Source organism: Bradyrhizobium sp. UNPF46 (genome assembly GCF_006658625.1).
GTDB lineage: Bacteria > Pseudomonadota > Alphaproteobacteria > Rhizobiales > Xanthobacteraceae > Bradyrhizobium > Bradyrhizobium nitroreducens.
This window is the reverse complement of the sequence record NZ_LFJB01000021.1, coordinates 18,950-42,723: the sequence shown is the minus strand read 5'-3', so window position 1 is coordinate 42,723 and position 23,774 is coordinate 18,950. Positions and strand designations below refer to the sequence as shown.

General features: G+C 66.0%; 20 protein-coding genes. 12 read left to right on the top strand and 8 right to left on the bottom strand.

Annotation, left to right across the window (positions count from 1 at the left end; translation table 11 throughout):
- Positions 1-53 precede the first annotated feature (53 nt).
- Positions 54-1,394, top strand: a complete 1,341-nt coding sequence (locus UNPF46_RS09805) for a carbohydrate porin (protein WP_246668622.1) — start codon at positions 54-56, stop codon at positions 1,392-1,394.
- On the opposite strand, the gene UNPF46_RS09800 is transcribed toward UNPF46_RS09805, so the two are convergent.
- The 3 genes from UNPF46_RS09800 to UNPF46_RS09790 all read right to left on the bottom strand — a co-directional run bounded on the left by UNPF46_RS09800 (position 1,391) and on the right by UNPF46_RS09790 (position 4,895).
- Complete coding sequence (locus tag UNPF46_RS09800; RefSeq protein WP_142249876.1) at positions 1,391-2,686, bottom strand: MFS transporter; 1,296 nt, start codon at positions 2,684-2,686, stop codon at positions 1,391-1,393. The two genes, UNPF46_RS09805 and UNPF46_RS09800, sit on opposite strands and share 4 nt — an antisense overlap.
- A 111-nt stretch (positions 2,687-2,797) precedes the next feature.
- Positions 2,798-3,994, bottom strand: a complete 1,197-nt coding sequence (locus UNPF46_RS09795; RefSeq protein WP_142249875.1) for an acetyl-CoA C-acyltransferase — start codon at positions 3,992-3,994, stop codon at positions 2,798-2,800.
- A 130-nt stretch (positions 3,995-4,124) separates the two neighbouring features.
- Complete coding sequence (locus tag UNPF46_RS09790) at positions 4,125-4,895, bottom strand: enoyl-CoA hydratase (RefSeq protein ID WP_142249874.1); 771 nt, start codon at positions 4,893-4,895, stop codon at positions 4,125-4,127.
- 154 nt (positions 4,896-5,049) lie between these two features.
- Between UNPF46_RS09790 and UNPF46_RS09785 the strand changes: the two genes are divergently transcribed.
- Positions 5,050-5,583 (top strand): PaaI family thioesterase, encoded by a 534-nt coding sequence (locus UNPF46_RS09785; RefSeq protein WP_142249873.1) that lies wholly within the window; start codon positions 5,050-5,052, stop codon positions 5,581-5,583.
- A gap of 64 nt (positions 5,584-5,647) precedes the next feature.
- A complete protein-coding gene (locus UNPF46_RS09780) occupies positions 5,648-6,265 on the top strand; it encodes a TetR/AcrR family transcriptional regulator (protein ID WP_142249872.1) in 618 nt (205 codons plus the stop codon).
- Between the two features lie 118 nt (positions 6,266-6,383).
- Here the strand turns inward: UNPF46_RS09780 and UNPF46_RS09775 are convergent, their stop codons facing one another.
- A complete protein-coding gene (locus UNPF46_RS09775; RefSeq protein WP_142249871.1) occupies positions 6,384-7,292 on the bottom strand; it encodes a LysR family transcriptional regulator in 909 nt (302 codons plus the stop codon).
- Positions 7,293-7,394: 102 nt separating this feature from the next.
- On the opposite strand from UNPF46_RS09775, the gene UNPF46_RS09770 reads away from it, so the two are divergent.
- The 8 genes from UNPF46_RS09770 (at position 7,395) to UNPF46_RS09735 (ending at position 16,732) form a co-directional block, all read left to right on the top strand.
- Positions 7,395-8,891 (top strand): CoA-acylating methylmalonate-semialdehyde dehydrogenase, encoded by a 1,497-nt coding sequence (locus UNPF46_RS09770; protein WP_100180589.1) that lies wholly within the window; start codon positions 7,395-7,397, stop codon positions 8,889-8,891.
- A gap of 23 nt (positions 8,892-8,914) precedes the next feature.
- The gene (locus tag UNPF46_RS09765) at positions 8,915-10,060 is read left to right on the top strand and encodes an isobutyryl-CoA dehydrogenase (RefSeq protein ID WP_142249870.1); all 1,146 of its coding nucleotides are present in this window, start codon (positions 8,915-8,917) and stop codon (positions 10,058-10,060) included.
- On the top strand, positions 10,057-11,124 hold the full coding sequence (locus UNPF46_RS09760; RefSeq protein ID WP_142249869.1) for an enoyl-CoA hydratase/isomerase family protein: 1,068 nt from the start codon (positions 10,057-10,059) through the stop codon (positions 11,122-11,124). Before UNPF46_RS09765 ends, UNPF46_RS09760 begins: the two co-directional genes overlap by 4 nt.
- Positions 11,125-11,143: 19 nt before the next feature.
- On the top strand, positions 11,144-12,037 hold the full coding sequence (mmsB, locus tag UNPF46_RS09755) for a 3-hydroxyisobutyrate dehydrogenase (protein WP_502705484.1): 894 nt from the start codon (positions 11,144-11,146) through the stop codon (positions 12,035-12,037).
- A 128-nt stretch (positions 12,038-12,165) separates the two neighbouring features.
- The gene (locus tag UNPF46_RS09750) at positions 12,166-13,884 is read left to right on the top strand and encodes an AMP-binding protein (protein WP_142249867.1); all 1,719 of its coding nucleotides are present in this window, start codon (positions 12,166-12,168) and stop codon (positions 13,882-13,884) included.
- Entirely contained in the window at positions 13,885-14,361 is a 477-nt protein-coding gene (locus tag UNPF46_RS09745) for a MaoC family dehydratase (RefSeq protein ID WP_142249866.1), read from the top strand.
- Between the two features lie 236 nt (positions 14,362-14,597).
- Positions 14,598-15,515, top strand: coding sequence for an SDR family NAD(P)-dependent oxidoreductase (locus UNPF46_RS38215; protein ID WP_142249865.1), 918 nt, complete (start codon positions 14,598-14,600; stop codon positions 15,513-15,515).
- Positions 15,512-16,732 (top strand): BaiN/RdsA family NAD(P)/FAD-dependent oxidoreductase, encoded by a 1,221-nt coding sequence (locus UNPF46_RS09735; RefSeq protein WP_283811657.1) that lies wholly within the window; start codon positions 15,512-15,514, stop codon positions 16,730-16,732. Before UNPF46_RS38215 ends, UNPF46_RS09735 begins: the two co-directional genes overlap by 4 nt.
- Positions 16,733-16,909: 177 nt before the next feature.
- Here UNPF46_RS09735 and UNPF46_RS09730 read toward each other — a convergent pair whose 3' ends face one another.
- The 3 genes from UNPF46_RS09730 to UNPF46_RS09720 are packed head-to-tail and all read right to left on the bottom strand — an operon-like array spanning position 16,910 to position 20,298.
- Entirely contained in the window at positions 16,910-17,989 is a 1,080-nt protein-coding gene (locus UNPF46_RS09730; protein WP_142249863.1) for a D-TA family PLP-dependent enzyme, read from the bottom strand.
- A gap of 3 nt (positions 17,990-17,992) precedes the next feature.
- A complete protein-coding gene (locus UNPF46_RS09725; protein WP_142249862.1) occupies positions 17,993-19,804 on the bottom strand; it encodes an ABC-F family ATP-binding cassette domain-containing protein in 1,812 nt (603 codons plus the stop codon).
- A 2-nt stretch (positions 19,805-19,806) separates the two neighbouring features.
- Positions 19,807-20,298 (bottom strand): YaiI/YqxD family protein, encoded by a 492-nt coding sequence (locus tag UNPF46_RS09720; RefSeq protein ID WP_100180598.1) that lies wholly within the window; start codon positions 20,296-20,298, stop codon positions 19,807-19,809.
- 105 nt (positions 20,299-20,403) lie between these two features.
- Between UNPF46_RS09720 and UNPF46_RS09715 the strand changes: the two genes are divergently transcribed.
- Complete coding sequence (locus UNPF46_RS09715) at positions 20,404-21,204, top strand: hypothetical protein (protein WP_142249861.1); 801 nt, start codon at positions 20,404-20,406, stop codon at positions 21,202-21,204.
- Positions 21,205-21,305: 101 nt separating this feature from the next.
- Here the strand turns inward: UNPF46_RS09715 and UNPF46_RS09710 are convergent, their stop codons facing one another.
- The gene (locus UNPF46_RS09710) at positions 21,306-23,678 is read right to left on the bottom strand and encodes a xanthine dehydrogenase family protein molybdopterin-binding subunit (protein WP_100180600.1); all 2,373 of its coding nucleotides are present in this window, start codon (positions 23,676-23,678) and stop codon (positions 21,306-21,308) included.
- Positions 23,679-23,774: the final 96 nt, after the last annotated feature.

Here is a 23,774-nt window from a genome sequence, read left to right as displayed (position 1 = left end):
GCGTGAGTTGGAGGACCCGAACAACCCTGGCTGCAATCGCGCTGGCCCACATAGTGGCAAGCCCCAGCGCATTCGCCGGCGCCAAGGACGAGAGCGCGGCCGAATGGCTGTTTCCAAAATGGTTCAACGCGTGGCATGACGGCCTTGCCGGCAAGGGCCTGAATTTCGGCGCCACCTATATCGCGGACAACATCGCCAACGCCTCCGGCGGCGTGAAGCGCGGCGCCGTCCATTTCGGCCGTCTCGATCTGTCGGTCGATGCCGATCTCGACAAGCTGATTGGCTGGAGCGGCGGCCGATTCTACGCCAACGCGTTCGTGATCTACGGCCAGGGGCTCTCGCGCAACTACGTGATGAACCTCGCCACCATCAGCGAGATCGAAGCGCTGCCGGACCAGCGGCTCTACAATGCCTATTTCGAGCAGAGCTTCTTCAACGACCGCCTGAACATCAGGGCCGGCCAGCAAGCAGCCGATGTCGAGTTCTTCGACAGCCAGACCGACGACCTCTTCATCAACGGCACCTTCGGCTGGCCCGCGATCAAGGCTTCCAACCTTCCGGCGGGTGGCCCGGCGCCGCCGATCGCGGTGCCCGGCATTCGCATCAAGGCCGCGCTGACCGACAGGATCACCGCTTACGGCGCGGTGTTCGACGGCGACCCGTCGGGGCCAGGGGAGGCCGATCCGCAGCTGCGCGACCACCATGGCCTGGCATTCCGCGTCAACGATCCGCCGTGGGTGATCGGGCAGGTCCGCTTCAACTACGACATTGATATCGGCGGCCGGCCGCTCGCCGGCAATTTCACGCCGGGCGCCTGGAAGCACTATGGCTCGTTCGACAGCCAGCGTTTCACGGCGGAGGGGCTGTCGATCGCCGATCCCGGCGGAAGCGGCATCCCCGCGAAACTACGCGGCAACTACGGGATCTTTGCGGTCATCGAGCAGGTGCTGTATCGCCCGCCATCGGTGACCGAGAACAGCACCTCGGCCTCGCTCCCGGGCATCACCGCGTTCGGCCGTGTCGCGTACAGCCCGCCGGATCGCAATCTGATCGATCTGTACCTGGACGGGGGCATCGGTTTTGTCGGTTTCACACCGGGCCGTCCACTCGACCGCTTCGGCGTGGCGATGGCCTATATGCGAATCTCGAACACCGCGCGCAATCTCGATCTCGACACGCAGGCCTTCACCGGGATCCGGAGCCCGGTGCGCAGCAATGAAACGCTGATCGAGATGATCTACGAGGCGCACGTCAAGCCGGGTTGGCTGGTCGCGCCTTATTTCCAGTATGTGTTCCGCCCCTCCGGCGGAATTCCCAATCCGAACGATCCGGCCGGTGTCTCGCGAATTGGTGACGCCGCTGTGTTCGGCGTCACCACCACGATCAGGTACTAGGCCATGGCGGGATTCGGCTGCGGTTTCGGTTGCCGCGACAGCGCCAGCACGATCAGTGCGGCGAACACGCAGAGTGCGCCGGCGATGAAGAACGCGGGCAGGTAGCTCTGATAGACCGTTCGCGAGAAACCCGCACCGAAGGCGGCGGTGCCGGCGCCGAGCTGATGGCCGGCGAAGATCCAGCCGAACACGAGATTGGCGCGCTCGGGGCCGAATTTCTGCGCGGTGAGACGCACGGTCGGCGGCACGGTCGCGATCCAGTCGAGACCGTAGAACATCGCGAAGATGGACAGGCCATAGAACGAGAAATCGCTGAAGGGGAGGAAGATCAGCGAGAGCCCGCGCAGGCCGTAATACCAGAACAGCAGATAGCGGTTGTCGTAGCGATCCGACAGCCAGCCCGACATGATGGTGCCGAAGAAGTCGAAGATGCCCATCGCGGCCAGCAGGCTCGCCGCCTGCACCTGCGGGATGCCGAAATCGAGGCACATCGGGATCAGGTGCACCTGGACGAGGCCGTTGGTGGACGCGCCGCAGACGAAGAAGGTCGCAAACAGGATCCAGAACGCGGTCGACTTCGAGGCGTCGCGCAGCGTGCCGAGCGCCACGGCCGTGATGGAGCCGTGATTGACGGGCGGAACGGGCAGGGGCTCGGTGCCCTCGTCGCCGAACGGACGCAGGCCGACGTCGCTCGGGCGGTCGCGCATCGCGAGCAGGACCGCCAGCGCGGAGACGCCGAGCATGATGCAGACGAAGCCGAGCGCGAGCCGCCAGCCATAGCGTTCGGTGAGGCTGGCCAGCAGCGGCAGGAATACGAGCTGGCCGGTGGCGACGCTCGCGGTCATGATGCCGACCACGAGGCCGCGCCGTGCTGCGAACCAGCGCGTAGCAATCGTCGCGCCCAACACCAGCGCGGTCATGCCGGTGCCGATGCCGATCACGACCCCCCAGAGGGCGACGAGCTGCCAGACCTCGGTCATGCCGAGCGAGAGGACCAGCGCCGAGACCACGATCAGCTGAGCGGTCAGCGTGACGTTGCGCAGGCCATAGCGGTTGAGCAGGGCGGCCGCGAACGGCGCCATCAGCCCGAACAGGATGAAGCGGATCGACAGCGCGGAGGAGATCTCCGCCGTGCTCCAGCCGAATTCCTTCTGCAGCGGGACGATGAACACGCCGGGCGCGCCGACCGTGCCGGCGCTGATCAGCGCGGCAAGGAAGGTCACGCCGACCATCACCCAGCCATAATGAATGTTGCGGCGGGACAGTGCTGCCGCGAGCCAGTTCGAGATCATTGCGCCTCAATCTTGTTGGCGAGTCCCACGGGGACCCGCGTCATGTTTCCTGTTTGGCACAACTGAGGGAAGTCTAAAATGACAGACTTCCCTCAATTTCGGACATTGGTGCTAGTGCCTCAGCCGCTCCACCGCGATCGCGGTCGCTTCGCCGCCGCCGATGCAGAGCGCGGCGACACCGCGCTTGAGGTTGTTGGCCTCCAGCGCATGCAGCAGCGTCACGATCAGCCGCGCGCCGGTGGCGCCGATGGGATGGCCGAGCGCGCAGGCGCCGCCATTGACGTTCAGCTTCTCTCTGGCGATGCCGAGATCGCGCTGAGCCGCCATCGCCACGACGGCGAAGGCCTCGTTGATCTCGAACAGGTCGACATCGGAGGCAGCCCAGCCGACCTTGTCGAGCAGCTTGCGGATCGCCGGGATCGGCGCCGTCGTGAACCATTGCGGCTCCTGGCTATGGGTGGCATGGCCCTTGATCTCGGCGAGAACGGGCAGGCCGTTCCGATCGGCGAGCGAGCGCTTCGTCAGCACCAGCGCCGCGGCGCCGTCGGCATTGGCGGAGGAGGCCGCCGGCGTGATCGTGCCGTTGGCGCGGAACGCCGGCTTGAGGCCGGGAATCTTGGCGGGATCGACCTTCAGCGGATGCTCGTCATTGGCGATGACGCGAGGTCCAGCCTTCTCGGCCAGCGTGACCGGCGCGATCTCGGCCTTGAACGCGCCGTCCTCGACCGCCTTGCGGGCACGGCTCAGCGTCTCCATGGCATAGGCGTCCTGGTCCTTGCGGGTGAACTGATAGGCCTCGGCCGTCGCCTCGCCGAAATCGCCCATCGAGCGGCCGGTCTCGTAGGCGTCCTCGAGGCCGTCCATCATCATGTGGTCGATGATGCGGTCATGGCCGACGCGATAGCCGCCGCGCGCCTTGGCGAGCAGATAGGGCGCGTTGCTCATGCTCTCCATGCCGCCGGAGACCACGATCTCGGCCGAGCCCGCGCGGATGATGTCGTGCGCCAGCATGGTCGCCTTCATGCCGGAGCCGCAGACCTTGTTGACCGTGGTGGCGCCGGTGGCATCGGGCAGACCGGCGGCGCGGGCGGCCTGGCGCGCGGGCGCCTGGCCCTGGCCGGCCGGCAGCACGCAGCCCATGAAGACCTCGTCCACCTTCTCCGGCGCGAGCTTGGCGCGTTCCAGCGCCGCGCCGATCACATGCGAGCCGAGCTTGTGCGCGGAAAGCGGCGACAGCTCGCCCATGAAGCGGCCGAGCGGCGTGCGGGCGGCGGAGACGATGACGACGGGATCGGCGGCTTCGGCCATGGCGAAACTCCCTGCGATGATGGGTAAGATTATGATCATCATATGATGCGGCGCAAAAAATGCAACCCGCGCCAATGATGAGAAATTGTCGTGGGTGGGATGAGATTTGGTCGTCCGATTGGGAGTAGTGCTATTTTTTCCGGTTCACGAACGCGCCCATCAGCCGCGTCGGCTCGTCGGTCAGGAACGATTCGCCGAACACTTTCACGCTCAGATTCACCGACTCCGTCAGCGGCAGTTCCTCCCATTGCCGCAGCAGGGCCTTCTGCGCGCGCAGCGCTTCGGGGCCGCAGTCGAGCAGCATGTTCACCAGATGCTCGACGGCGGCGTCCAGTTCGCCTGCCGGGGCGACCTTGTCGACCAGTCCCCAGGCGAGCGCTGTGGCTGCGTCGATGTTTTCCGCGGTCATCACCAGCCAGCGCGCGCGGGCCCAGCCGATCAAGCGCGGCAGCAGTGCCGCATGGATCACCGAGGGGATACCGACGCGCACCTCGGGCATGCCGAAATGCGCATCATGCGCGGCAATCCGGAAGTCGCAGGCCGCCGCGACCTCGAGGCCGCCGCCGAGGCACCAGCCGGGCATGCGCGCGATCACAGGTGCCGGGAATTGGCGCACCGCCTCGCAGAGGTCGCGAAGGCGGCTGATAAAGGCCTCAGCGGATTTCTGGTCGAGCTTCGCCATCTCCTTGATGTCGGCGCCGCCGATCATGCTCTTCTCGCTCTGGCCGCGCAGCACCACGACGCGGATGCTGCGGTCGGATGCAAGCTGCTGCAGGCCTTCGCGCACGGCGTCGGTCACCGGCGAGCCGAGAATGTTGAGCGGGCCGGCGTTGCAGATCGCGACATGAACGACACCGCGCGCATCGTGCGTCACGCCGCAGTGGGGATTGAGCATTTCCATTTTGGCAACTCGAAAGTTTCGTGGACCGGCGCGAGGCGCGCGGGTCGAGGCTACTTCCGGGCCGAAACGTCCTTGTTGTCAAGCGGGCGCGCCGCCGAGTTGCAAGTGCGAAGTCCGTGAGATAGTATGATAACAATCATACAAAGGGAGTCCCATGACTGAACCCGATCAACTCGATCTGTTTGCGCCCGCGCAGCGGCGTGAGCGCGTGGTGGACTGGCAGGCGCCTGCGCCGGTCGCGCGGGCGGCCCTGGGGCTGTCCGGCATGGATGCCATGCTGGGGATTCGCGACGGCCGGCTGCCGCCGCCGCCCTTCGCAAAACTGATCGGCTTCACCATGGCCGTGGTCGAGCCGGGGCGGATCGTCATGGAACTGGAGCCGCGCGAGGACCTCGAAAACACCATCGGGCTGCTTCACGGCGCGACGGCGGCGGCCCTGATCGATACCGCGATGGGATGCGCCATCTCGACCCGGTTGGAAGCGGGGCAGAGCTCGGTGACCCTCGACCTGAAAATGACGTTCCTGCGTCCGCTCTCGGTCCGTTCCGGGCTGATCTCGGCCGAAGGTAAGGTGATCAAGCTGGGGCGGCAGACCAGCTACACCGAAGGCTTCGTCCGCGACGGCAAGGGGGCCCTTGCGGTGCATGCAACTGCAACGTTTTCCATGATCGGAAGCAACTTGACATGAATTAATGCACCCATTTCGTGATTGGCGTGCTATGAGATGACCATCGACATCCAATGAGAACCGCATGCGCTACTCCCGGGAACACAAGCAGGAAACCCACGACCGCATCGTGAGGAAGGCCTCTGTGCGGTTGCGCGAAAAGGGCGCCCATGGCATCGGCGTCGCCGACCTCATGAAGGAGGCCGGCCTCACCCATGGCGGCTTCTACGCGCATTTCGATTCCCGCGAGGCGCTGGTGATCGAGGCGTTCGGTTACGCCATGGACCGCTCGATGGAGCACTGGCGCAAGATCACCGGCGAAGCCGCGCCGGACAAGCGGCTGGCGCTGATCGCGGAGGCCTATCTCTCGGCGCTGCATCGCGACAATCCCGGCCATGGCTGCTCAATTCCCGCGCTGGGCGCCGAGATCGCCCGCGAGAGCCCGAAAACCCGCAAGGCGTTTGCCGGAAAGCTCGACGAGATGATCGAGCTGATGGCGGATTACATCCCGAACCTGCCGCGCAAGGCTGCCCGCAAGCAGGCGATCGCGACGCTGGCGACGATGGCCGGCACCATGCTGCTGGCGCGCATCGCCGGCTCCAGCGAGCTGTCGGACGAAGTGCTGAAGGCGGGCAAGGACAGTGCGCTCGACGTCACGAAGCGCGAGTCGAAGGCGGCGGCAGCGAAGAAGGCGAAGACCTAGGTGTCGTAGGTTGGGCAAAGGCGCATCAGTGCCGGGTCCACGATCTCTCTCCAACGTCGGCGTTGACGTGGGCACGCTTCGCTTTGCCCAGCCTACGAGACCGTCACGAGACCGTCGCTCACCTTCCCGCAAACAGCGCCCGCTCGCGTTCCACGATCTCCCCGATGTAATCCGCCACCGCCCTGATGCGGGCGAGGTCCTTGCTGTCGGCGTGCATCAGCATCCAGAAGGTCCGCGTGATCGAGATCTCCTGCGGCAGCACGGCCACCAGCTGCGGGTAATCGCTCGCCATGAAATGGGGCAGCACCGCGATGCCGAAGCCTGACAGCGTGGCGTTGAGCTGGGCGATCAGATTGGCGCTGCGGAAGCGGGCGGAAATCCGCGGCGAGACCTGCGGCAGATAATCGAGCTCCGGGGTGAACAGGAGCTCCTCGATGTAGCCGACGAAGCGGTGCTGCGGCAGGTCCTGCTTTGAAGCGATCTTCGGGAAGCGGTCGAGATAGGTGGGGGCGGCGTAGAGGCCGAGGCGGTAGTCGAGCAGCTTGCGGCCGACGATGCGGCCTTCCTTCGGCATGGTCAGGCTGATGGCGATGTCGGCCTCGCGCTTGGAGAGACTGAACAGCCGGGCGGTGGCCACAAGTTGCAGGTCGAGATCGGGATACCGGTCCGCGAACGGCGTCAGCCGCGGCGCCAGGAAGGCGGTGCCGAACCCGTCGGGGGCGCCGATCCGCACCGTGCCGGTCAGACGTGCCACCGAGCCGCCGACCTGCTCCTGGTTGGCGACGATGGTCGATTCCATGGTTTCCGCGCTGTCGGCGACGCGCTGGCCGGCCTCGGTGAGGAGATAGCCGGTCTTGCGCCGGTCAAACAGCTTGGCCGAGAGGTGCTTCTCCAGCCGGTCGACGCGGCGGATCACGGTGGCATGGTCGACGCCGAGCTGTTTTGCCGCAGCCGAAACCGAGCCGCCCCGCACGATGGCCAGCACGAAGCGAAAGTCGTCCCAGTCGATAGCGCCTTGATCCAGCATTTTCGCACATCTATGGTGCATTATCTCAGACTTGAATCCTATAAAATGCAGGTCGATAGGATTTGTCAAAGCGACCACGCTCGGCCTGAAGGAGACCATTCCATGCGTTCAATCGGACATTTCATCGGCGGCAAGGAGGTCAAGGGCACCTCAAACCGCACCGCCGACGTTTTCGAGCCGATGACCGGTGACGTCCAGGCCAAGGTGGCGCTGGCGTCCAAGGCCGAGGTTCGCGCCGCCGTCGAGAACGCGCGCGCGGCACAGCCCGAATGGGCCGCGACCAACCCGCAGCGCCGCGCCCGCGTGATGATGAAATTCGTCGAGCTGGTGCAGCGCGACTACGACAAGCTCGCCGAGCTGCTCGCGCGCGAGCATGGCAAGACCGTGCCGGACGCCAAGGGCGACATCCAGCGCGGCCTCGAGGTGGCCGAGTTCGCCTGCGGCATCCCGCACCTGATGAAGGGCGAGTACACCGAAGGCGCCGGCCCCGGCATCGACATCTATTCGATGCGCCAGGCGCTCGGCGTCGTCGCCGGCATCACGCCGTTCAACTTCCCGGCGATGATCCCGATGTGGAAGTTCGCGCCCGCCATCGCCTGCGGCAATGCCTTCATCCTCAAGCCGTCGGAGCGCGACCCCGGCGTGCCGATGCTGCTGGCCGAGCTCATGATGGAAGCGGGCCTGCCGGCCGGCATCCTCAACGTCGTCAATGGCGACAAGGAAGCGGTCGACGCCATCCTCGACGATCCCGATATCAAGGCCGTCGGCTTCGTCGGCTCGACGCCGATCGCGCAGTACATCTATGAGCGCGCCGCCCAGACCGGCAAGCGCTGCCAGTGCTTCGGCGGCGCCAAGAACCACGCCATCATCATGCCCGACGCCGACATGGACCAGGCCGTCGACGCGTTGATCGGCGCGGGCTACGGCTCGGCCGGCGAGCGCTGCATGGCCGTCTCGGTCGCCGTCCCCGTCGGCAAGTCCACTGCCGACCGCCTGATGGAAAAGCTGATCCCACGCGTCGAGTCCTTGAAGATCGGCACCTCGATCGATCCGTCGGCCGACTACGGTCCGCTGGTCACGCGCGAGGCGGTCGAGAAGGTCAAGGGCTACATCGACATCGGCATCAAGGAAGGCGCGACGCTCGCCGTCGACGGCCGCGGCTTCAAGATGCAGGGCTACGAGAAGGGCTTCTATCTCGGCGGTTCGCTGTTCGACAACGTCACCAAGGACATGCGGATCTACAAGGAAGAGATCTTCGGGCCCGTGCTCTCGGTCGTGCGCGCGCACGACTACAAGGAAGCGCTGGCGCTGCCGTCGGAGCATGACTACGGCAACGGCGTTGCCATCTTCACCCGCGACGGCGACGCCGCGCGCGACTTCGCGGCCAAGGTCAATGTCGGCATGGTCGGCATCAACGTGCCGATCCCGGTGCCGATTGCCTATTACACCTTCGGCGGCTGGAAGAAGTCGGGCTTCGGCGATCTCAACCAGCACGGCCCGGATTCGGTCCGCTTCTACACCAAGACCAAGACGGTGACCTCGCGCTGGCCGTCCGGCGTCAAGGAAGGCGCGGAGTTCTCGATCCCGCTGATGAAGTGATCCTCTTGAGGAGCGAGGCCGGGATGCAGTTCGCTCTGAACGAGGATCAGGTCGCAATTCGCGACATGGCGCTGGCGTTTGCGGCCGAGAAGATCGCGCCGCATGCGCTGCGCTGGGACGAGGAGAAGCATTTTCCCGTCGACGTGATGCGCGAGGCTGCCACCCTCGGCATGGGCGGCATCTACATCCGCGAGGATGTCGGCGGCTCCGCCATGACGCGGTTCGACGCGGCGCTGATCTTCGAGGCGCTGGCGACGGGCTGCCCGACCACCTCGGCCTTCATCTCCATCCACAACATGGCGAGCTGGATGATCGATGCCTTCGGCAGCGACACCCAGCGCCACAAATGGCTGCCAAAGCTCTGTTCGATGGAGCTGATCGCGAGTTACTGCCTGACCGAGCCGGGCGCCGGCTCGGACGCGGCAGCGCTGCGCACGCGGGCGGTGCGCGACGGCGATCATTACGTTCTCAACGGCCAGAAGCAGTTCATCTCCGGCGCTGGCGGCACCGATCTCCTGGTCGCGATGGTGCGCACTGGTGGCGACGGTCCCGGCGGCATCTCGACCCTCGTCATCGACGGCAAGACGCCGGGCGTCTCGTTCGGCGCCAATGAGCGCAAGATGGGCTGGAACGCGCAGCCGACCCGCGCCGTGATCTTCGAGAACGCCCGCGTGCCGGTTGCGAACCGGCTCAGCGAGGAGGGCGTCGGCTTCAAGATCGCGATGGCGGGTCTCGACGGCGGCCGCCTCAACATCACGGCGTGCTCGCTCGGCGGCGCGCAGACGGCGCTCGACAAGGCGCGCGCCTATATGAAGGAGCGCAAGGCCTTTGGAAAACGTCTCGACGAATTCCAGGCCCTGCAATTCCGTCTCGCCGACATGGCGATCGAGCTGGAGGCCGCGCGCACATTCCTGTGGCGCGCCGCCGCGGCGCTCGACCGCAAGGATCCCGACGCCACCATGCTCTGTGCGATGGCCAAGCGCTTCGGCACCGATGTCGGTTTCGAGGTTGCCAACCATGCGCTGCAGCTGCATGGCGGTTACGGTTATCTCAGCGAATACGGCATCGAGAAGATCGTGCGCGATCTGCGCGTGCACCAGATCCTCGAAGGCACCAACGAAATCATGCGGCTCATCGTGGCGCGCAAGCTGATCGAGGGCGCGCGATGAGCGGAGCAGAGGAGGGCGATCTCGTCGCCCGCGTCGAGGGCGCGGCCGGCATCATCCGGCTGAACCGTCCCAAGGCGATCAATGCCGTGACGCTGGAGATGTTTCGCGACATCGAGAAGGCACTCGACCGTTTCGAGACCGATCCCGCCGTCAGCGTGATCCTGCTCGAAGGTGCCGGCGAGCGCGGGTTGTGCGCCGGCGGCGACATCCGTACGCTCTGGGAAAGCTCGAAGGCTGGCGGCGATCTTGGCAAGGTCCTGTGGCGCGAGGAATACATCCTCAACGCCCGGATCAAGAAGTTCCCGAAGCCGTATGTCGCTTTCATGGACGGCATCGTGATGGGCGGCGGCGTCGGCCTCTCGGCCCATGCCAGCCATCGCGTCGTCACAGATCGCACCAAGCTCGCCATGCCCGAAGTCGGCCTCGGCTTCTTCCCCGATGTCGGCGGCACCTATCTGCTCTCGCATTCGCCGGGCGAGATCGGCACCTATTTCGGGCTCACCGGCCAGACCATGAACGGGCCGGACGCGATCCATGCGAAATTCGCCGACTGGGTGGTGCCGGCTTTGAGGCTGCCCGAGCTGCGCGAGGCGCTGACGAAGCTGCACCCCGGTGCGAGCGCGGCCGATGTCGGCAAGCTCATCAGCGGCTTTGCGACCGGCGAGACCGCAGGACCGGTGGCTGAGAAGGAGTCAATCATCGACGCGCTGTTCGGCTTCGACCGCATGGAGGACATCTTCGCGGCGCTGAAGCGCGACGGCTCCGACTTCGCGCTGGCGACATTGAAGACGCTCAACGAAAAGTCGCCGCGCGGCATGGTGGTGACGCTGAAGCTGCTGCGGCTCGCCCGCGCTTCATCGAGCCTCGAGGAATGCCTGGTGCGCGAATACCGCGCCGCGCTGGAAGTCTTCCGCAGCGACGATTTTCGCGAGGGCGTGCGTGCCGCCGTGATCGACAAGGACCGCAACCCGACCTGGTCGCCGCCGCGCATCGAGGATGTGACGCCGGAGATGCTGGCGCCGTATCTCGCCGAGATTGGCGCCGACGAGCTGAAGTTCAATTAACAACGCGACAGCGGAGGAAATGACAATGGCCACGATCGCATTCATTGGTCTGGGCAACATGGGCGGCCCGATGGCCGCCAACCTCGTCAAGGCCGGCCACAAGGTGGTGGCGTTCGATCTCGTCGAAGCCTCGCGCAATCAGGCCAAGGCCGATGGCGCCAGCATTGCCGACAGCGCTGCGGGCGCGGTGAAGGGCGCTCATGTCGTCGTCACCATGCTGCCCGCAGGCAAGCACGTGCTCGGCGTCTGGAACGAGGTCGTGCCCGCCATGACCAAGGGCGCGCTGATCATCGATAGCTCCACCATCGACGTCGAGAGCGCGCGGGCCGCGCATGCGCTCGCCGCCAAGAGCGGTGTGCTTTCGGTCGATGCGCCGGTCTCCGGCGGCACCGGCGGCGCCAAGGGCGCCACGCTCACCTTCATGTGCGGCGGCGATGACAAGGCGTTTGCCGCTGCGAAGCCCGTGCTGGAAAACATGGGCAAGAAGATCGTCCATTGCGGCGGCGCCGGCGCGGGCCAGGCGGCCAAGATCTGCAACAACATGATCCTCGGCATCTCCATGATCGCGGTCAGCGAAGCGTTCGCGCTCGGCGAGAAACTCGGGCTCTCGCATCAGGCGCTGTTCGACGTCGCCTCGACCTCCTCGGGCCAGTGCTGGTCGCTGACGACGTATTGCCCGGTGCCGGGCCCGGTGCCGACCTCGCCGGCCAACAACGACTACAAGCCGGGCTTTGCCTCGGCGCTGATGGTGAAGGATCTGACGCTGGCGCAGGACGCCGCCAAGGCCGCCGGTGCGGCTACGCCGCTCGGCAAGCATGCGCAGGAGATCTATCAGTCTTTCGACGCAGCCGGCCAGGGCGGGGTGGATTTTTCCGGAATTATCAAGCACGTTCGCAGCCTCGCTGGAAAATAGCGGGGCTTCGTAGCCCGGATGGAGCGAAGCGAAATCCGGGATAGCTGCTTCCAATGGCGTAGCCGGCCCCGGATTGCGCTTTGCTCCATCCGGGCTACGCTCGAAGATCAATTCGACGGGCCCGGATCATGACGACATTTTTGGAAGCGCGCGCGTTTCTGCTGGATCACCGCACGGACTACGAGGCCGCGGTCAAAGGCTTTCGCTGGCCGGATCCGGTTCCCTTCAACTGGGCGCTCGACTGGTTCGACGCCGAGCTGGCGGCCAATGCGGAATCCAGGGATCGGCCGGCGCTGTGGATCGTCGACGCTGCGCAGGATCGCCAGACAAAACTGTCATTCGCGGCGCTCTCCAAGCGCTCCAACCAGGTCGCCAATTTCCTCCGCGCGCAAGGCTTGAAGCGCGGTGATCATCTCCTGCTGCTGCTCGGCAATGTGGTTCCGCTGTGGGAGACCATGCTGGCGGCGATGAAGCTCGGCGTCGTCGTGATTCCCGCGACTACGCTGCTCACCGCGGACGAGCTGCGCGATCGCCTCGATCGCGGCAGGGCGAGGGCGGTTGTCGCTGCCGAGGATCAGGTGGCGAAATTCGCAAGCCTCGGTGCCGAGGGCATCGTTCGCATCGTGGACGGCACCGCCTCCGACGGATGGCTGTCATACAATGAAGCCGCGAAGGCCTCCGAAAGTTTCGCGGCTGATGGTCCGACCAATGCCGACGACCCGATGCTGCTCTATTTCACCTCAGGCACCACGGCGAAACCAAAACTCGTCCGGCACAGCCAGCGCAGCTATCCCGTCGGCCATCTCTCCACCATGTATTGGATCGGGCTGAAGCCCGGTGACCTCCATCTCAACATCTCCTCGCCCGGCTGGGCCAAGCACGCCTGGAGCTGTTTCTTCGCGCCGTGGAATGCGGGTGCGACCGTGTTCGTGGTCAACCAGCCGCGCTTCGATGCGAAGGGCCTGCTCGCCACCATCGGCCGCTGCGGCGTCACCACGCTGTGCGCGCCGCCGACGGTGTGGCGGCTGTTCATCCAGGAGAACCTTGCTTCGTTCAAGGTGGCGCTGCGCGAGGTCTGCGGCGCCGGCGAGCCGCTGAACCCTGAAGTGATCGACCAGGTGCGGGCGGCGTGGGGCCTCACCATCCGTGACGGCTACGGCCAGACCGAAACCACGGCGCTCGCCGGCAACTCGCCGGGCCAGAAGATCAAGATCGGCTCGATGGGCCGGCCGCTGCCGGGCTATCGCGTGCAGATCAGCGACGCCGACGGCCACCCCGCCAGGGAAGGCGAGGTCACGCTGGTGCTCGGCTCCGAGCGGCCCGCAGGTCTGATGCAGGGCTACCAGGGCGATGACGGCAAGCTGTCCGGCGCCGAGGGCGAGCTCTATCGCAGCGGCGATGTCGTGTTCGAGGACGACGAGGGCTATCTCACCTTCGTCGGCCGTTCCGACGACGTCTTCAAGTCATCCGATTACCGCATCAGCCCGTTCGAGCTCGAGAGCGTGCTGCTCGAGCACGAGCTGGTCGCGGAGGCCGCGGTCGTGCCGAGCCCGGACCCGATCCGTCTTGCGATCCCCAAGGCGTTCGTGCTGCTGACCTCCGGCACGGAGCGGACGCCGGAGACGGCGCTTTCCATCTTCAGGCATCTGCATACGCGGCTTGCGCCGTTCAAGCGCATCCGCCGTCTCGAAATCGTCACCGAACTGCCGAAGACGATCTCTGGCAAAATCCGTCGCGTGCAGCTACGACGGCTCGAACGCGACGACGATCGCGAGGATCCCTTGCGCGGCCGCGAATTCCGCGAGGAGGATTTTCCGGAGTTGTCCAAGACACGGAGCGAGACCTAAGTGAACCAAATCTGGAAGTCGCCGCCGATCACGCTTCAGGCCTATCAGGCCCTGGTCGGCAAGGAGATCGGCGTGTCGGCGTGGCATCTGATCGACCAGCCCCGCATCAACGCCTTTGCCGACGACACCGAGGATCACCAGTTCATCCACGTCGATCCCGAGCGCGCCAAGGAAACCGCGTTCGGCACCACCATCGCCCACGGCTTTCTGACGATGTCGATGTTGTCGGTGATGTCCTATGAAGTGATGCCGGCGATCGCAGGCACCACGATGGGCGTCAATTACGGCTTCGACAAGCTGCGCTTCATCTCGCCGGTTCGTTCGGGCAAGCGCGTCCGCGGCCGCTTCGTGTTGGCGGAAGCCAAGCTGCGCAAGCCGAACGAATTGCAGTCCCGCACCAACGTCACGGTCGAGATCGAAGGCGAGGACAAGCCGGCGCTGGTCGCGGAGTGGCTGGGCCTGATCTATTTCGCTTGATACCGCGCGTCGTTCCCGGGCTTGACCCGGCAACCCATCGCTGCTCAAAAGCTGACCAAATCTCTCGCGGAGCGCTCTCACCCTCTCCCCTTGTGGGAGAGGGTGGCTTCGCGGAACGCGAAGCCGGGTGAGGGGTCTCTCTCCGCGAGCGCATCTGTTGCGAGAGACCCCTCATCCGGCGCTTCGCGCCACCTTCTCCCACAGGGGGAGAAGGAAGAAGAGGCAGGAACTGCACAATGGCAATCAGGTTCGACGGACGCGTCGCCATCGTCACCGGCGCGGGCAATGGTCTCGGCAAGGCGCATGCGCTGGGGCTGGCCAGCCGCGGCGCCAAGGTCGTGGTCAACGATTTTGGCGGCGCGCGTGATGGCACCGGCGGCTCGCTGTCCCCGGCCGAGGCCGTGGTCGAGGAGATCCGCAAAGCCGGCGGCACCGCGATGGCCGACGGCGCCGACGTCTCCAACTTCGAGCAGGTCACCGCCATGGTCGAACGCGCCACCAGGGAGTGGGGCAGCGTCGATCTGATGTGCGCCAATGCCGGCATCCTGCGCGACAAGTCGTTCGGCAAGATGGAAGCCGCCGATTTTCAGAAGGTACTCGACGTGCATCTCGTCGGCACCTTCTATTGCTGCAAGGCGGCCTGGGCCGGCATGCGCGACCGCAACTACGGCCGCATCGTGCTGACGACGTCGTCCTCCGGCCTCTACGGTAATTTCGGCCAGGCCAATTACGGCGCGGCCAAGTCCGGCATGGTCGGCCTGATGAACGTGCTCGCCGAAGAGGGGCGCAAGAACAACATCCGCGTCAACATCATCTCGCCGACGGCGGCGACCCGCATGACCGAGGAGCTGCTGCCGCCGCAGGCGCTGCAGCTGATGAAGCCGAACGCGATCACGCCCGCGGTCGAGTACATGCTCAGCGAGGATGCGCCGACCCGCACCATCATGGGCGCCGGCGCCGGCTCCTTCGCGGTCATCAAGATCCTGGAGAGCGAAGGCATCAACCTGCCGGAGTCCGAATGGACACCGGACGCGGTTGCTGCGCATTTCGCGGAGATCAGCGACATGTCGAAGGCGAAGGCGCTGACCGGCGCGTTCGAGCAGACCCAGAAATACGTGGCGCAGGCCGCGGCACGGGCGGGGATCAAGCTCTGACCGACGTCGCCGTCATCGGTGCCGGTCCCGCCGGGCTGATGGCGGCGGAGGTGCTGGCGCAGGGCGGCGCGCGCGTCACCGTGTACGACGCCATGCCGTCCGCGGGCCGCAAATTCCTGATGGCGGGCCGGGGCGGGCTCAATCTCACCCACAGCGAGCCGCTGCCGGAGTTCATGGCGCGTTACCGCGAGGCGGCGCCGAAGCTGCAGGCGGCGATCGAGGCGTTTTCGCCGGGGGCTTTGCGAGCCTGGAGCGAGGCGCTGGGCGAGCCGACCTTCGTCGGCAGCAGCGGGCGCGTGTTTCCGAAAGCGTTCAAGGCCTCGCCGTTGCTGCGCGCCTGGCTGCGGCGGCTCGATGCGGCCGGCGTGAGGTTTACGTTCCGTCATCGCTGGACCGGTTGGGACGGCGAGGGGCGCTTGCTGTTTCGAACGCAGCATGGCGTGGTAGCCGTCGTTGCCGATGCGACCGTGCTCGCGCTTGGTGGTGCCAGCTGGCCGCGGCTCGGCTCAGATGGCGGCTGGGTCGAATTGCTCGCCACCAAAGGCATCGCCGTCTCAAAGCTGCGGCCGGCCAATTCCGGCTTCACGGTCGCTTGGTCAAACGTGTTCCGCGATCGTTTCGAGGGCCAGCCGCTCAAGGGCGTGGCGTTGACGATCGGAGCTCACACGGTGCGCGGCGAGGCGATGATCACGCGCAGCGGCATCGAGGGCGGGGCGATCTATGCGCTGTCGGCGGAGCTGCGCGAGGCGGTGCTGGGTCTCGGGCCGGCGACGTTGATGATCGCGTTGCGGCCTGATCTCGACGTTGCTGCGCTGACGACGCGCTTGTCGGGCACGCGAGGCAAGCAGTCGCTGGCGAACTTCCTGCGCAAGGCCGCGCAAGTGTCGCCGGTCGGAATTGGTCTGATGCAGGAGGCTGCGATCGCATCCGGGCGGCAGTTGGCTTCGTACTCGCCGGCTGAGCTTGCGGAGCTGATCAACTCCATTCCGGTTCAGCTCACCGGCACAGCCCCGATCGAGCGCGCGATCTCGACCGCGGGCGGGATCTCGTTCGACGAGCTCGACGACCGCTTCAAGTTGCGCAAGCTGCCGGGCGTGTTCGCGGCAGGCGAGATGCTGGATTGGGAGGCGCCGACCGGGGGCTACCTGCTGCAAGCCTCGTTCGCGACGGGGGCCGCCGCGGGCAGGGGTGTGTTGGCGTGGCTCAAGCGTTCTTAGAATGCCGCCGCCCTTCGAGGGCCGCTGAAGAAGCGGCCACCTCAGGGTGACGGCTACGCGTGAGCGCCCTCTATTCTCGAGCATAGCTCAAGAGAGAGCGTCATCCTGAGGTGCGCGGCCTCCGGTGCAAAGCACCTGAGGCCGCGCCTCGAAGGATGCGCGGGCGCTCCGCCTAGTCTACCGCAGCTTCCCGCGCGCCGCCACCGGCAGCGTGCCGATGATCTCCTCGCCGCGCACCATCAACACCTCGTCCATCATGTTGACGACGACGCAGACGTGGTTCGGCACGATGCGGACGACGTCGCCGACGTTGGGGCGGGTGTTGCTGCGGGAGAGGTCGAGGAAGCCGTGCTCCTCGGCGAATTTTGCGATCTTGGCCTCGGGGTGCTCCAGGATCAGGCCGTGGCCGTCGAGGCCGCCGGTGTCCGTGGTCAGCGTCTTCGAGCCGGCGTCGAGGATGCCGCGCTCGGGCGCGGCGCGGCTCACCACCGTCGAATAGATGTGAAGCGCGCAATCGTCCCAGCTGGCGACGCCGGCCGCGACCTGCATGCGATCGTTGTAGATGTAGGTGCCGAAGCGATGCTCGGTGCCACCCTTGAGCTTGCCGATGTTGACGAGGTTCGGCGTGCCGCCGGTCGAGACGATCTTGGCGTCCAGCCCGTGCGCGCGCACGCCGGCCAGAGCCTCGTCGTAGAACTTCTGCGCATCGCCCCAGCCGGTCTCGGTCGGGTACATCATGAAGCCGGCAAACGTGAGCCCCTTGGACGCGGCAATCTCGCGCGCCAGCGCGATTGCCTCGGCCGGGGTCTCGACACCGGCGCGCTTGCGCCCCGTATCGCACTCGACCACGACCGAGAGCGGGCGGCCGGACGCTGCGGCGGCTTTGGGCAGCCCCGCGACGACGGTCGAATTGTCGGCGGCGACTGTCATGTTGGTCTTGGCATTCAGCGCGCCAAGCCGCGCCATCTTCTCTTCGCCCAGCAGATTGTAGCTGATCAGGATGTCGTCGATGCCGGCATTGGCCATGATCTCGGCCTCGCCGATCTTCTGACAGGTGATGCCTTTGGCGCCGGCCGCGACCTGCATCCTGGCGATGGTCGGATTCTTGTGCGTCTTGATGTGGGGACGATTGGCGATTCCGGCCTCGTCGCAGGCCTTCTGGATCCGCGCGATGTTGCGCTCGACCCTGTCCATGTCGATGACGGCGCAGGGGGTGCCGTATTCGCGGGCGATCTTGGCGGCGAGGGTGGTTGTCATGGTTTAGGCCTGTTCAATCTCTTCGCGGAGCATTTCAAGTTCGAGCCAGCGCTCTTCGGCGGCGGACAGTTCGTCATGCGCCTTGGCGATGGCGGCCGAGGTATCGTCGAATTTCTTGCGATCCTTCGCATAAAGATTGGGATCGTCGAGCACGCGCTGCAGCCTGGCGATGTCGGCCTGCAACGTCTCCATCTTCTTCGGCAGCGTCTCCAGCGCGTGCTTCTCGTTGAAGCTCAGCTTGCGCTTCGGCGCGGACGAGGGAGCCGCAGCACGCTCCTCCTTCTTCTCGACAGGGGCTTGCGCCTTCGCCGCCTCGCGCTTGAGGTCCGCGCCGCGTTGGGTCAGCATGTCGCTGTAGCCGCCGGCATACTCGATCCACTTGCCGTTACCTTCAGGCGCGATGACGGAGGTGACGACGCGGTCGAGGAAGTCGCGGTCGTGGCTGATCAGGATGACGGTGCCCTCGTAGTCGCCGAGCATCTCCTCAAGCACGTCGAGGGTTTCGAGATCGAGGTCGTTGGTCGGCTCGTCAAGCACCAGGAGGTTGGACGGCTTTGCCAGCGCGCGCGCCAGCATCAGCCGGCCGCGCTCGCCGCCGGAGAGAACTTCCACCGGGGTGCCGCGCTGCTCCTGGGCGAACAGGAAGTCCTTCATGTAGCCGACGACGTGCTTCGGCTTGCCGCCGACCATGATCTGATCGCCACGGCCGCCGGTCAGCGCCTCGGCCAGTGTCGATTTGGGATCGAGGCTTTCCCGGTGCTGGTCGAGCGTGGCTGTCTCCAGATTGGCCCCTAGCCGTACGGTGCCGGAGTCAGGCTGCATGCCGCCGGTGAGCAGATTGACCAGTGTGGTCTTGCCGGCGCCGTTCGGGCCGATGATACCGAGCCGGTCGCCGCGCTGGATGCGGGTCGAGAAGTTCTCGACGATCTTGCGCTCGCCATAGGCCTTGGTGATCCCCTTGGCCTCGATCACCAGCTTGCCGGATTGGTCGGCTTCGCTAGCTGCGAGGCTGGCGGTGCCGGCGGTGCCGCGATAGTTGCGGCGCTGGTCGCGCAGCGCATGCAGATTGGCGAGGCGCTTGACGTTGCGCTTGCGGCGCCCGGAAACGCCATGGCGCAGCCAGTGCTCCTCGTCGACGATCTTGCGGTCGAGCTTGTGTTGATCGCGCTCTTCCTCGGCCAGCACCTCGTCGCGCCAGGTCTCGAACGAGGCAAAGCCACGGTCGATCTGCTTGATCTTGCCGCGGTCGAGCCAGGCCGTGGAGCGCGACAGATTGGTGAGGAAGCGGCGGTCGTGGCTGATGATCACCAGTGCGCTGCGCCTGGAGTCGAGCTCCTGTTCCAGCCATTCGATGGTGGCGAGATCGAGATGGTTGGTCGGCTCGTCGAGCAGCAGAATGTCGGGCGAGGGCGCCAGCACGTAGGCCAGCGCCGCGCGCCGGGCTTCGCCGCCGGAGAGATTGTGCGGGTTCTCCTCTCCGGTGAGGCCGAGCTGCTCCAGCAGGTAGCGCGCCTGATGCTGGTCGTCGCCGGGGGCGAGCCCGGACTCGACATAGGCCAGCGTGGTCTTGTGGTCGCCGAAGTCGGGTTCCTGCGGCAGATAGCGCACGGTGGCGCCGGGCTGCACGAAGCGGCTGCCGCTATCGGGCTCGACAAGGCCGGCCGCGATTCTGAGCAGCGTCGACTTGCCCGAGCCGTTGCGGCCGATCAGGCAGACGCGTTCGGATGGCGCGACATTGAGCTCGACGCCCGACAGCAGCGGCGTGCCGCCGAAGGTCAGCCTGATGTCCTTGAGTTGGATCAGCGGGGGCGCCATGGTCAGCCCTGATGTGTTGCGGCTTGGTCGGCGCGGCGGCGCTGGATCCGGCGCAGCGTCTGGTCGAGCGCCGAGAGGAAGGCGGAGCGGTCGCGCGGCGCGAATGATCTGGGGCCGCCGGTGACCTCGCCGGCCGAGCGCAAATCCGTCATCAGATTGCGTACCGCCAGCGTCATGCCGATCGATTCCTCGGTAAAGGGCTTGCCGTTCGGCGCGATCACGTCGGCGCCCGCCTTCACACAGCGGCTCGCCAGCGGGATGTCCGAGGTCACCACGACGTCGCCCGGCCTGGCGCGCTCGGCGATCCAGTCGTCGGCCGCGTCCATGCCGCTGCCTGCGGCAATGCGCGAGATCAGCGGGTCCTGGGGCACGCGAATGAAGTTGCCGGCGACCACGCTCACGGGCACGCCGTGTCGGAGCGCCACGCGGTAAATCTCGTCCTTCACCGGACAGGCGTCGGCATCGACATAGATGCGGGTGGGGGTATCGGTCATTCCGCCGCGTGGTACCCCATTCGGGCCGCAAAGGCGAGGGGATTGACCGCTGTTCCCCGGGGCCTACGATCGGTCCCGAAACAAGAATATGGGGAACGCCAAGCCATGCCGAACCGGCTCGAAACCTACCGCGTCGAGGCCTACAACACCGCCAAACAATCCGAAAACAAGATGCATGACGACACGGTGGCGCGCCGCTTCGGCTTTTCCGGCGGGCTGGTCCCGGGCGTCGATGTCTTCGCCTACATGATGCACGTGCCGATCGCCCGCTGGGGTCGTGATTTCCTGTCACGCGGGCTGGTCGAGGCGCGCTTCATCAAGCCGGTCTATGATGGCGAGGCGGCCGATGTCGATGCCACCGAGCATAACGACCTGCTGACGATCGAAGTGTTCAGCCGCACCACACTGTGCGCCACGGGGACGGCCTCGCTGCCGGCCGCTGCGCCGGCGGTGGCGCTGAGCGACTATGTCGCGGTGCCCGCCGTGGCCGAGCGCAAGCCGGTCGATCCAGCGACGTTCGAGACCGGCAAATGGCTGGGCACGACGCCGCGCCGCTGGGCCGGGCAGGATGCGGCGGATTATCTCACCGATGTCAGGGAGACCGATCCGATCTTCGCGCGCGAGGGGCTCGGCCATCCCGGCCTGATCCAACGCGTGATGAACCGCGTGCTGGTCGACAACACCATTCTGGGCCCGTGGATCCATGTCGGCAGCCGCATGCAGCTCTTGTCCGCCGCGCGCGCCGGCGACGAGATCACCGCACGAGCAAAGGTCACGGCGAACTACGAAAAGAAGGGCCACCGCTTCGTCGAGCTCGACGCACTCGTCGTCGCCAACGGCACGACGCCGATCGCGCACTGCCAGCATACCGCGATCACCCAGCCGCGGGAGCAGGCGGCGGCGTAGCACGCAGCGCCGTCATTCCGGGGCGGTCCACAGGACCGAACCCGGAATCTCGAGGTTCCGGGTTCGATGCTGCGCATCGCCCCGGAACGACAAGACGGCGCTTACGCCGCCTTTGCCTTCGCGTCCTGGATCGCGCGCCAGACGCGCTCCGGGGTCAGCGGCATGTCGATGTGCTTGATGCCATAATCCGAGAGCGCATCGAGCACCGCGTTCACCACCGTCGACAGGCTGCCGGCGCAGCCGGCTTCGCCGCAGCCCTTGCTGCCGAGCGGATTGGTGGTGGCGGGTACCGGATGATCGCCGATCGTCATGTTGGGCACGTCCTCGGCGCGGGGCAGGGCGTAGTCCATCAGCGAGCCCGTGATCGGCTGGCCGCTGTCGTCGTAGCGGATGTGCTCCATCAGCGCCTGGCCGATGCCCTGGACGACACCGCCATGGAGCTGGCCGGCGACCAGCAGCGGGTTGATCACCGTGCCGAAATCGTTGACCGCGCTGTAGCGCACGATCTGCACCACGCCGGTCTCAGGATCGATCTCGACCTCGGCGACGTGGCAGCCGTTCGGGAACGCGGAGGCGACCGGTTCGCTGGTGTGATCGACATCGAGTGAGTCAGGCACGCCGTCAGGTACCTTGCCGTCATGCAAGCGCTTGGCGAGCTCCATGATGTCGATGCTGCGATCGGTGCCGGCGATCGTGAAGCTGCCGCCTTCGAATTCGATGTCGGCTTCGGACGCTTCGAGCATGTGCGCCGCGGCGCGCTTGCCTTTCTCTATGACGAGCTTGGCAGCGCCGACGATGGCCTGGCCGGTCGCGGTGATCGAGCGCGAGCCGCCGGTCCCGTTACCGGTGTGGACGATGTCGCTGTCGCCCTGAACCAGCTTGATGCTCTCGAAGGGCACTCCCAGCTGCGCGCTCAGCACCTGCGCGAACGGCGTGGCGTGACCCTGGCCGTAGTCGAGCGTGCCGGTGATGAGCTGCACGGAGCCATCGGCATCGAACACGATCTTGCCGAGCTCGGGGCTCGGCGGCGCCGTGACCTCGAGATAGGAGCCGACCGCGATACCGCGCAGCTTGCCGGCCTTCTTGCTCTCCTTCTTGCGCTTGGCGAAGTTCTCGTGGTCGGAGATTTCGAGCGCCTTGTTGAACACGGCCTGGAAGTCGCCGCTGTCATAGGTCACGCCGGAGGAGGCCGCGAACGGGATCTGGCTCGGCTTGATGAAGTTGCGCTTGCGCAAGGTCAGGCGGTTGATGCCCATCTCGTCGGCGGCGCGGTCGATCAGCCGCTCCATGTAATAATTGGCCTCGGGCCGGCCGGCGCCGCGGTAGGCGCCCATCAACGTGGTGTTGGTCAGCACCACCTTGATGTCGACCGCCATCAGCGGCGTGCGATAGACGCTGGAAAAGTTTTTGCCGGTGTTGAGCGAGAGCGGCCCCGGTGCGACGCCGGTGATGTAGGCGCCGAGATTGCCGTAGCCGGACAGCTTGGCCGCGAGGAAGTGCCCTTCAGCGTCGAGCGCCAGCTCGGCATGGATCTTCTGCGCACGGCCGTGGCTGTCGGAGAGAAAGGCGGTCGAGCGCTCGTCGAGCCATTTCACCGGACGGCCCAGCGCCTTGGCCGCGTACAGAATGCACATGTATTCGGGGTAGTTGATGTTCTTCATGCCGAAGGAGCCGCCGACATTGGCGGTGAGGATCCGCACCTTCTCGTTCGGCACCTTCAGGTTCTTGGCGAGGTTGGCGCGGTTGCCGGCGACGCCCTGGGTCGGCACCTGGATGGTGTAGCGCTCGGTCTTCTTGTCGTAGGAGGCAAGGCCGACGCGCGGCTCCATCGAGACCACGGCGACGCGGGTGTTCTCGATGTCGATCTTGGTGACATGCGCGGCACTGGCAAAAGCCGCGTTGACCTTGTCGATGTCGCCATAATGGTAGTCGAGCGCCACGTTGTTCGGGATATGGTCGTAAAGCTGCGGCGCGCCGGGTCTGGCGGCTTCCTCGGGGTCGGTTACCGCCGGCAGCGGCTCGACGTCGAGCTCGACCGCTTCGGCGGCGTCGCGGGCCTGCGCCAGCGTCTCGGCCACCACGAAGGCGACGGGATCGCCGACGAAGCGGACCTTGTCGGTCGCCAGCGGCTGGCGGTTGGTCTGCAGCAGGGGCGAGCCGTCGCGGCTCTTCAGCGGTAGGCCGCAGGTGAAGGGGCCGTAGCCGGCGGCGTCGAGATCCTTGCCGGTCCAGACGCCCAGCACGCCCGGCATCGCCTTGGCGGCATCAATGCCGATGCCGCGGATGGTGCCGTGAGCGTGGGTGGAACGGACGACCACGGCATAGGCCTGGCCGGGCAGGTTGAAATCGTCGGTGTAGCGGCCCTTGCCGCGCACCAGCGTGTCGTCCTCCTTGCGGCGGACGGGCTGCCCGACGCCATATTTTTGCAGTGCAATAGCGTTTTCGAGCGTGGACGATTTGGTGTGTTCTTGCATGGAATTGACCTGAAAAGCCGGCAATTGCGCGTTTTGGGGGCGCCTAGAGGGACCGGACCACCCAAAAATAACCCACGGTCCCGTTCACGACAACGC

Bases quoted from the DNA above. Each gene is read 5' to 3' on its own strand.
- UNPF46_RS09725 (WP_142249862.1), bottom strand. From the start codon at position 19,804: ATGGCGCCCCCGCTGATCCAACTCAAGGACATCAGGCTGACCTTCGGC.
- UNPF46_RS09800 (WP_142249876.1), bottom strand. From the start codon at position 2,686: ATGATCTCGAACTGGCTCGCGGCAGCACTGTCCCGCCGCAACATTCAT.
- UNPF46_RS09795 (WP_142249875.1), bottom strand. From the start codon at position 3,994: ATGGCCGAAGCCGCCGATCCCGTCGTCATCGTCTCCGCCGCCCGCACG.
- mmsB (WP_502705484.1), top strand. From the start codon at position 11,144: ATGACAATGGCCACGATCGCATTCATTGGTCTGGGCAACATGGGCGGC.
- UNPF46_RS09760 (WP_142249869.1), top strand. From the start codon at position 10,057: ATGAGCGGAGCAGAGGAGGGCGATCTCGTCGCCCGCGTCGAGGGCGCG.
- UNPF46_RS09750 (WP_142249867.1), top strand. From the start codon at position 12,166: ATGACGACATTTTTGGAAGCGCGCGCGTTTCTGCTGGATCACCGCACG.
- UNPF46_RS09765 (WP_142249870.1), top strand. From the start codon at position 8,915: ATGCAGTTCGCTCTGAACGAGGATCAGGTCGCAATTCGCGACATGGCG.
- UNPF46_RS09790 (WP_142249874.1), bottom strand. From the start codon at position 4,895: ATGGAAATGCTCAATCCCCACTGCGGCGTGACGCACGATGCGCGCGGT.
- UNPF46_RS38215 (WP_142249865.1), top strand. From the start codon at position 14,598: ATGGCAATCAGGTTCGACGGACGCGTCGCCATCGTCACCGGCGCGGGC.
- UNPF46_RS09770 (WP_100180589.1), top strand. From the start codon at position 7,395: ATGCGTTCAATCGGACATTTCATCGGCGGCAAGGAGGTCAAGGGCACC.
- UNPF46_RS09730 (WP_142249863.1), bottom strand. From the start codon at position 17,989: ATGACAACCACCCTCGCCGCCAAGATCGCCCGCGAATACGGCACCCCC.
- UNPF46_RS09775 (WP_142249871.1), bottom strand. From the start codon at position 7,292: ATGCTGGATCAAGGCGCTATCGACTGGGACGACTTTCGCTTCGTGCTG.
- UNPF46_RS09785 (WP_142249873.1), top strand. From the start codon at position 5,050: ATGACTGAACCCGATCAACTCGATCTGTTTGCGCCCGCGCAGCGGCGT.
- UNPF46_RS09710 (WP_100180600.1), bottom strand. From the start codon at position 23,678: ATGCAAGAACACACCAAATCGTCCACGCTCGAAAACGCTATTGCACTG.
- UNPF46_RS09780 (WP_142249872.1), top strand. From the start codon at position 5,648: ATGCGCTACTCCCGGGAACACAAGCAGGAAACCCACGACCGCATCGTG.
- UNPF46_RS09715 (WP_142249861.1), top strand. From the start codon at position 20,404: ATGCCGAACCGGCTCGAAACCTACCGCGTCGAGGCCTACAACACCGCC.
- UNPF46_RS09720 (WP_100180598.1), bottom strand. From the start codon at position 20,298: ATGACCGATACCCCCACCCGCATCTATGTCGATGCCGACGCCTGTCCG.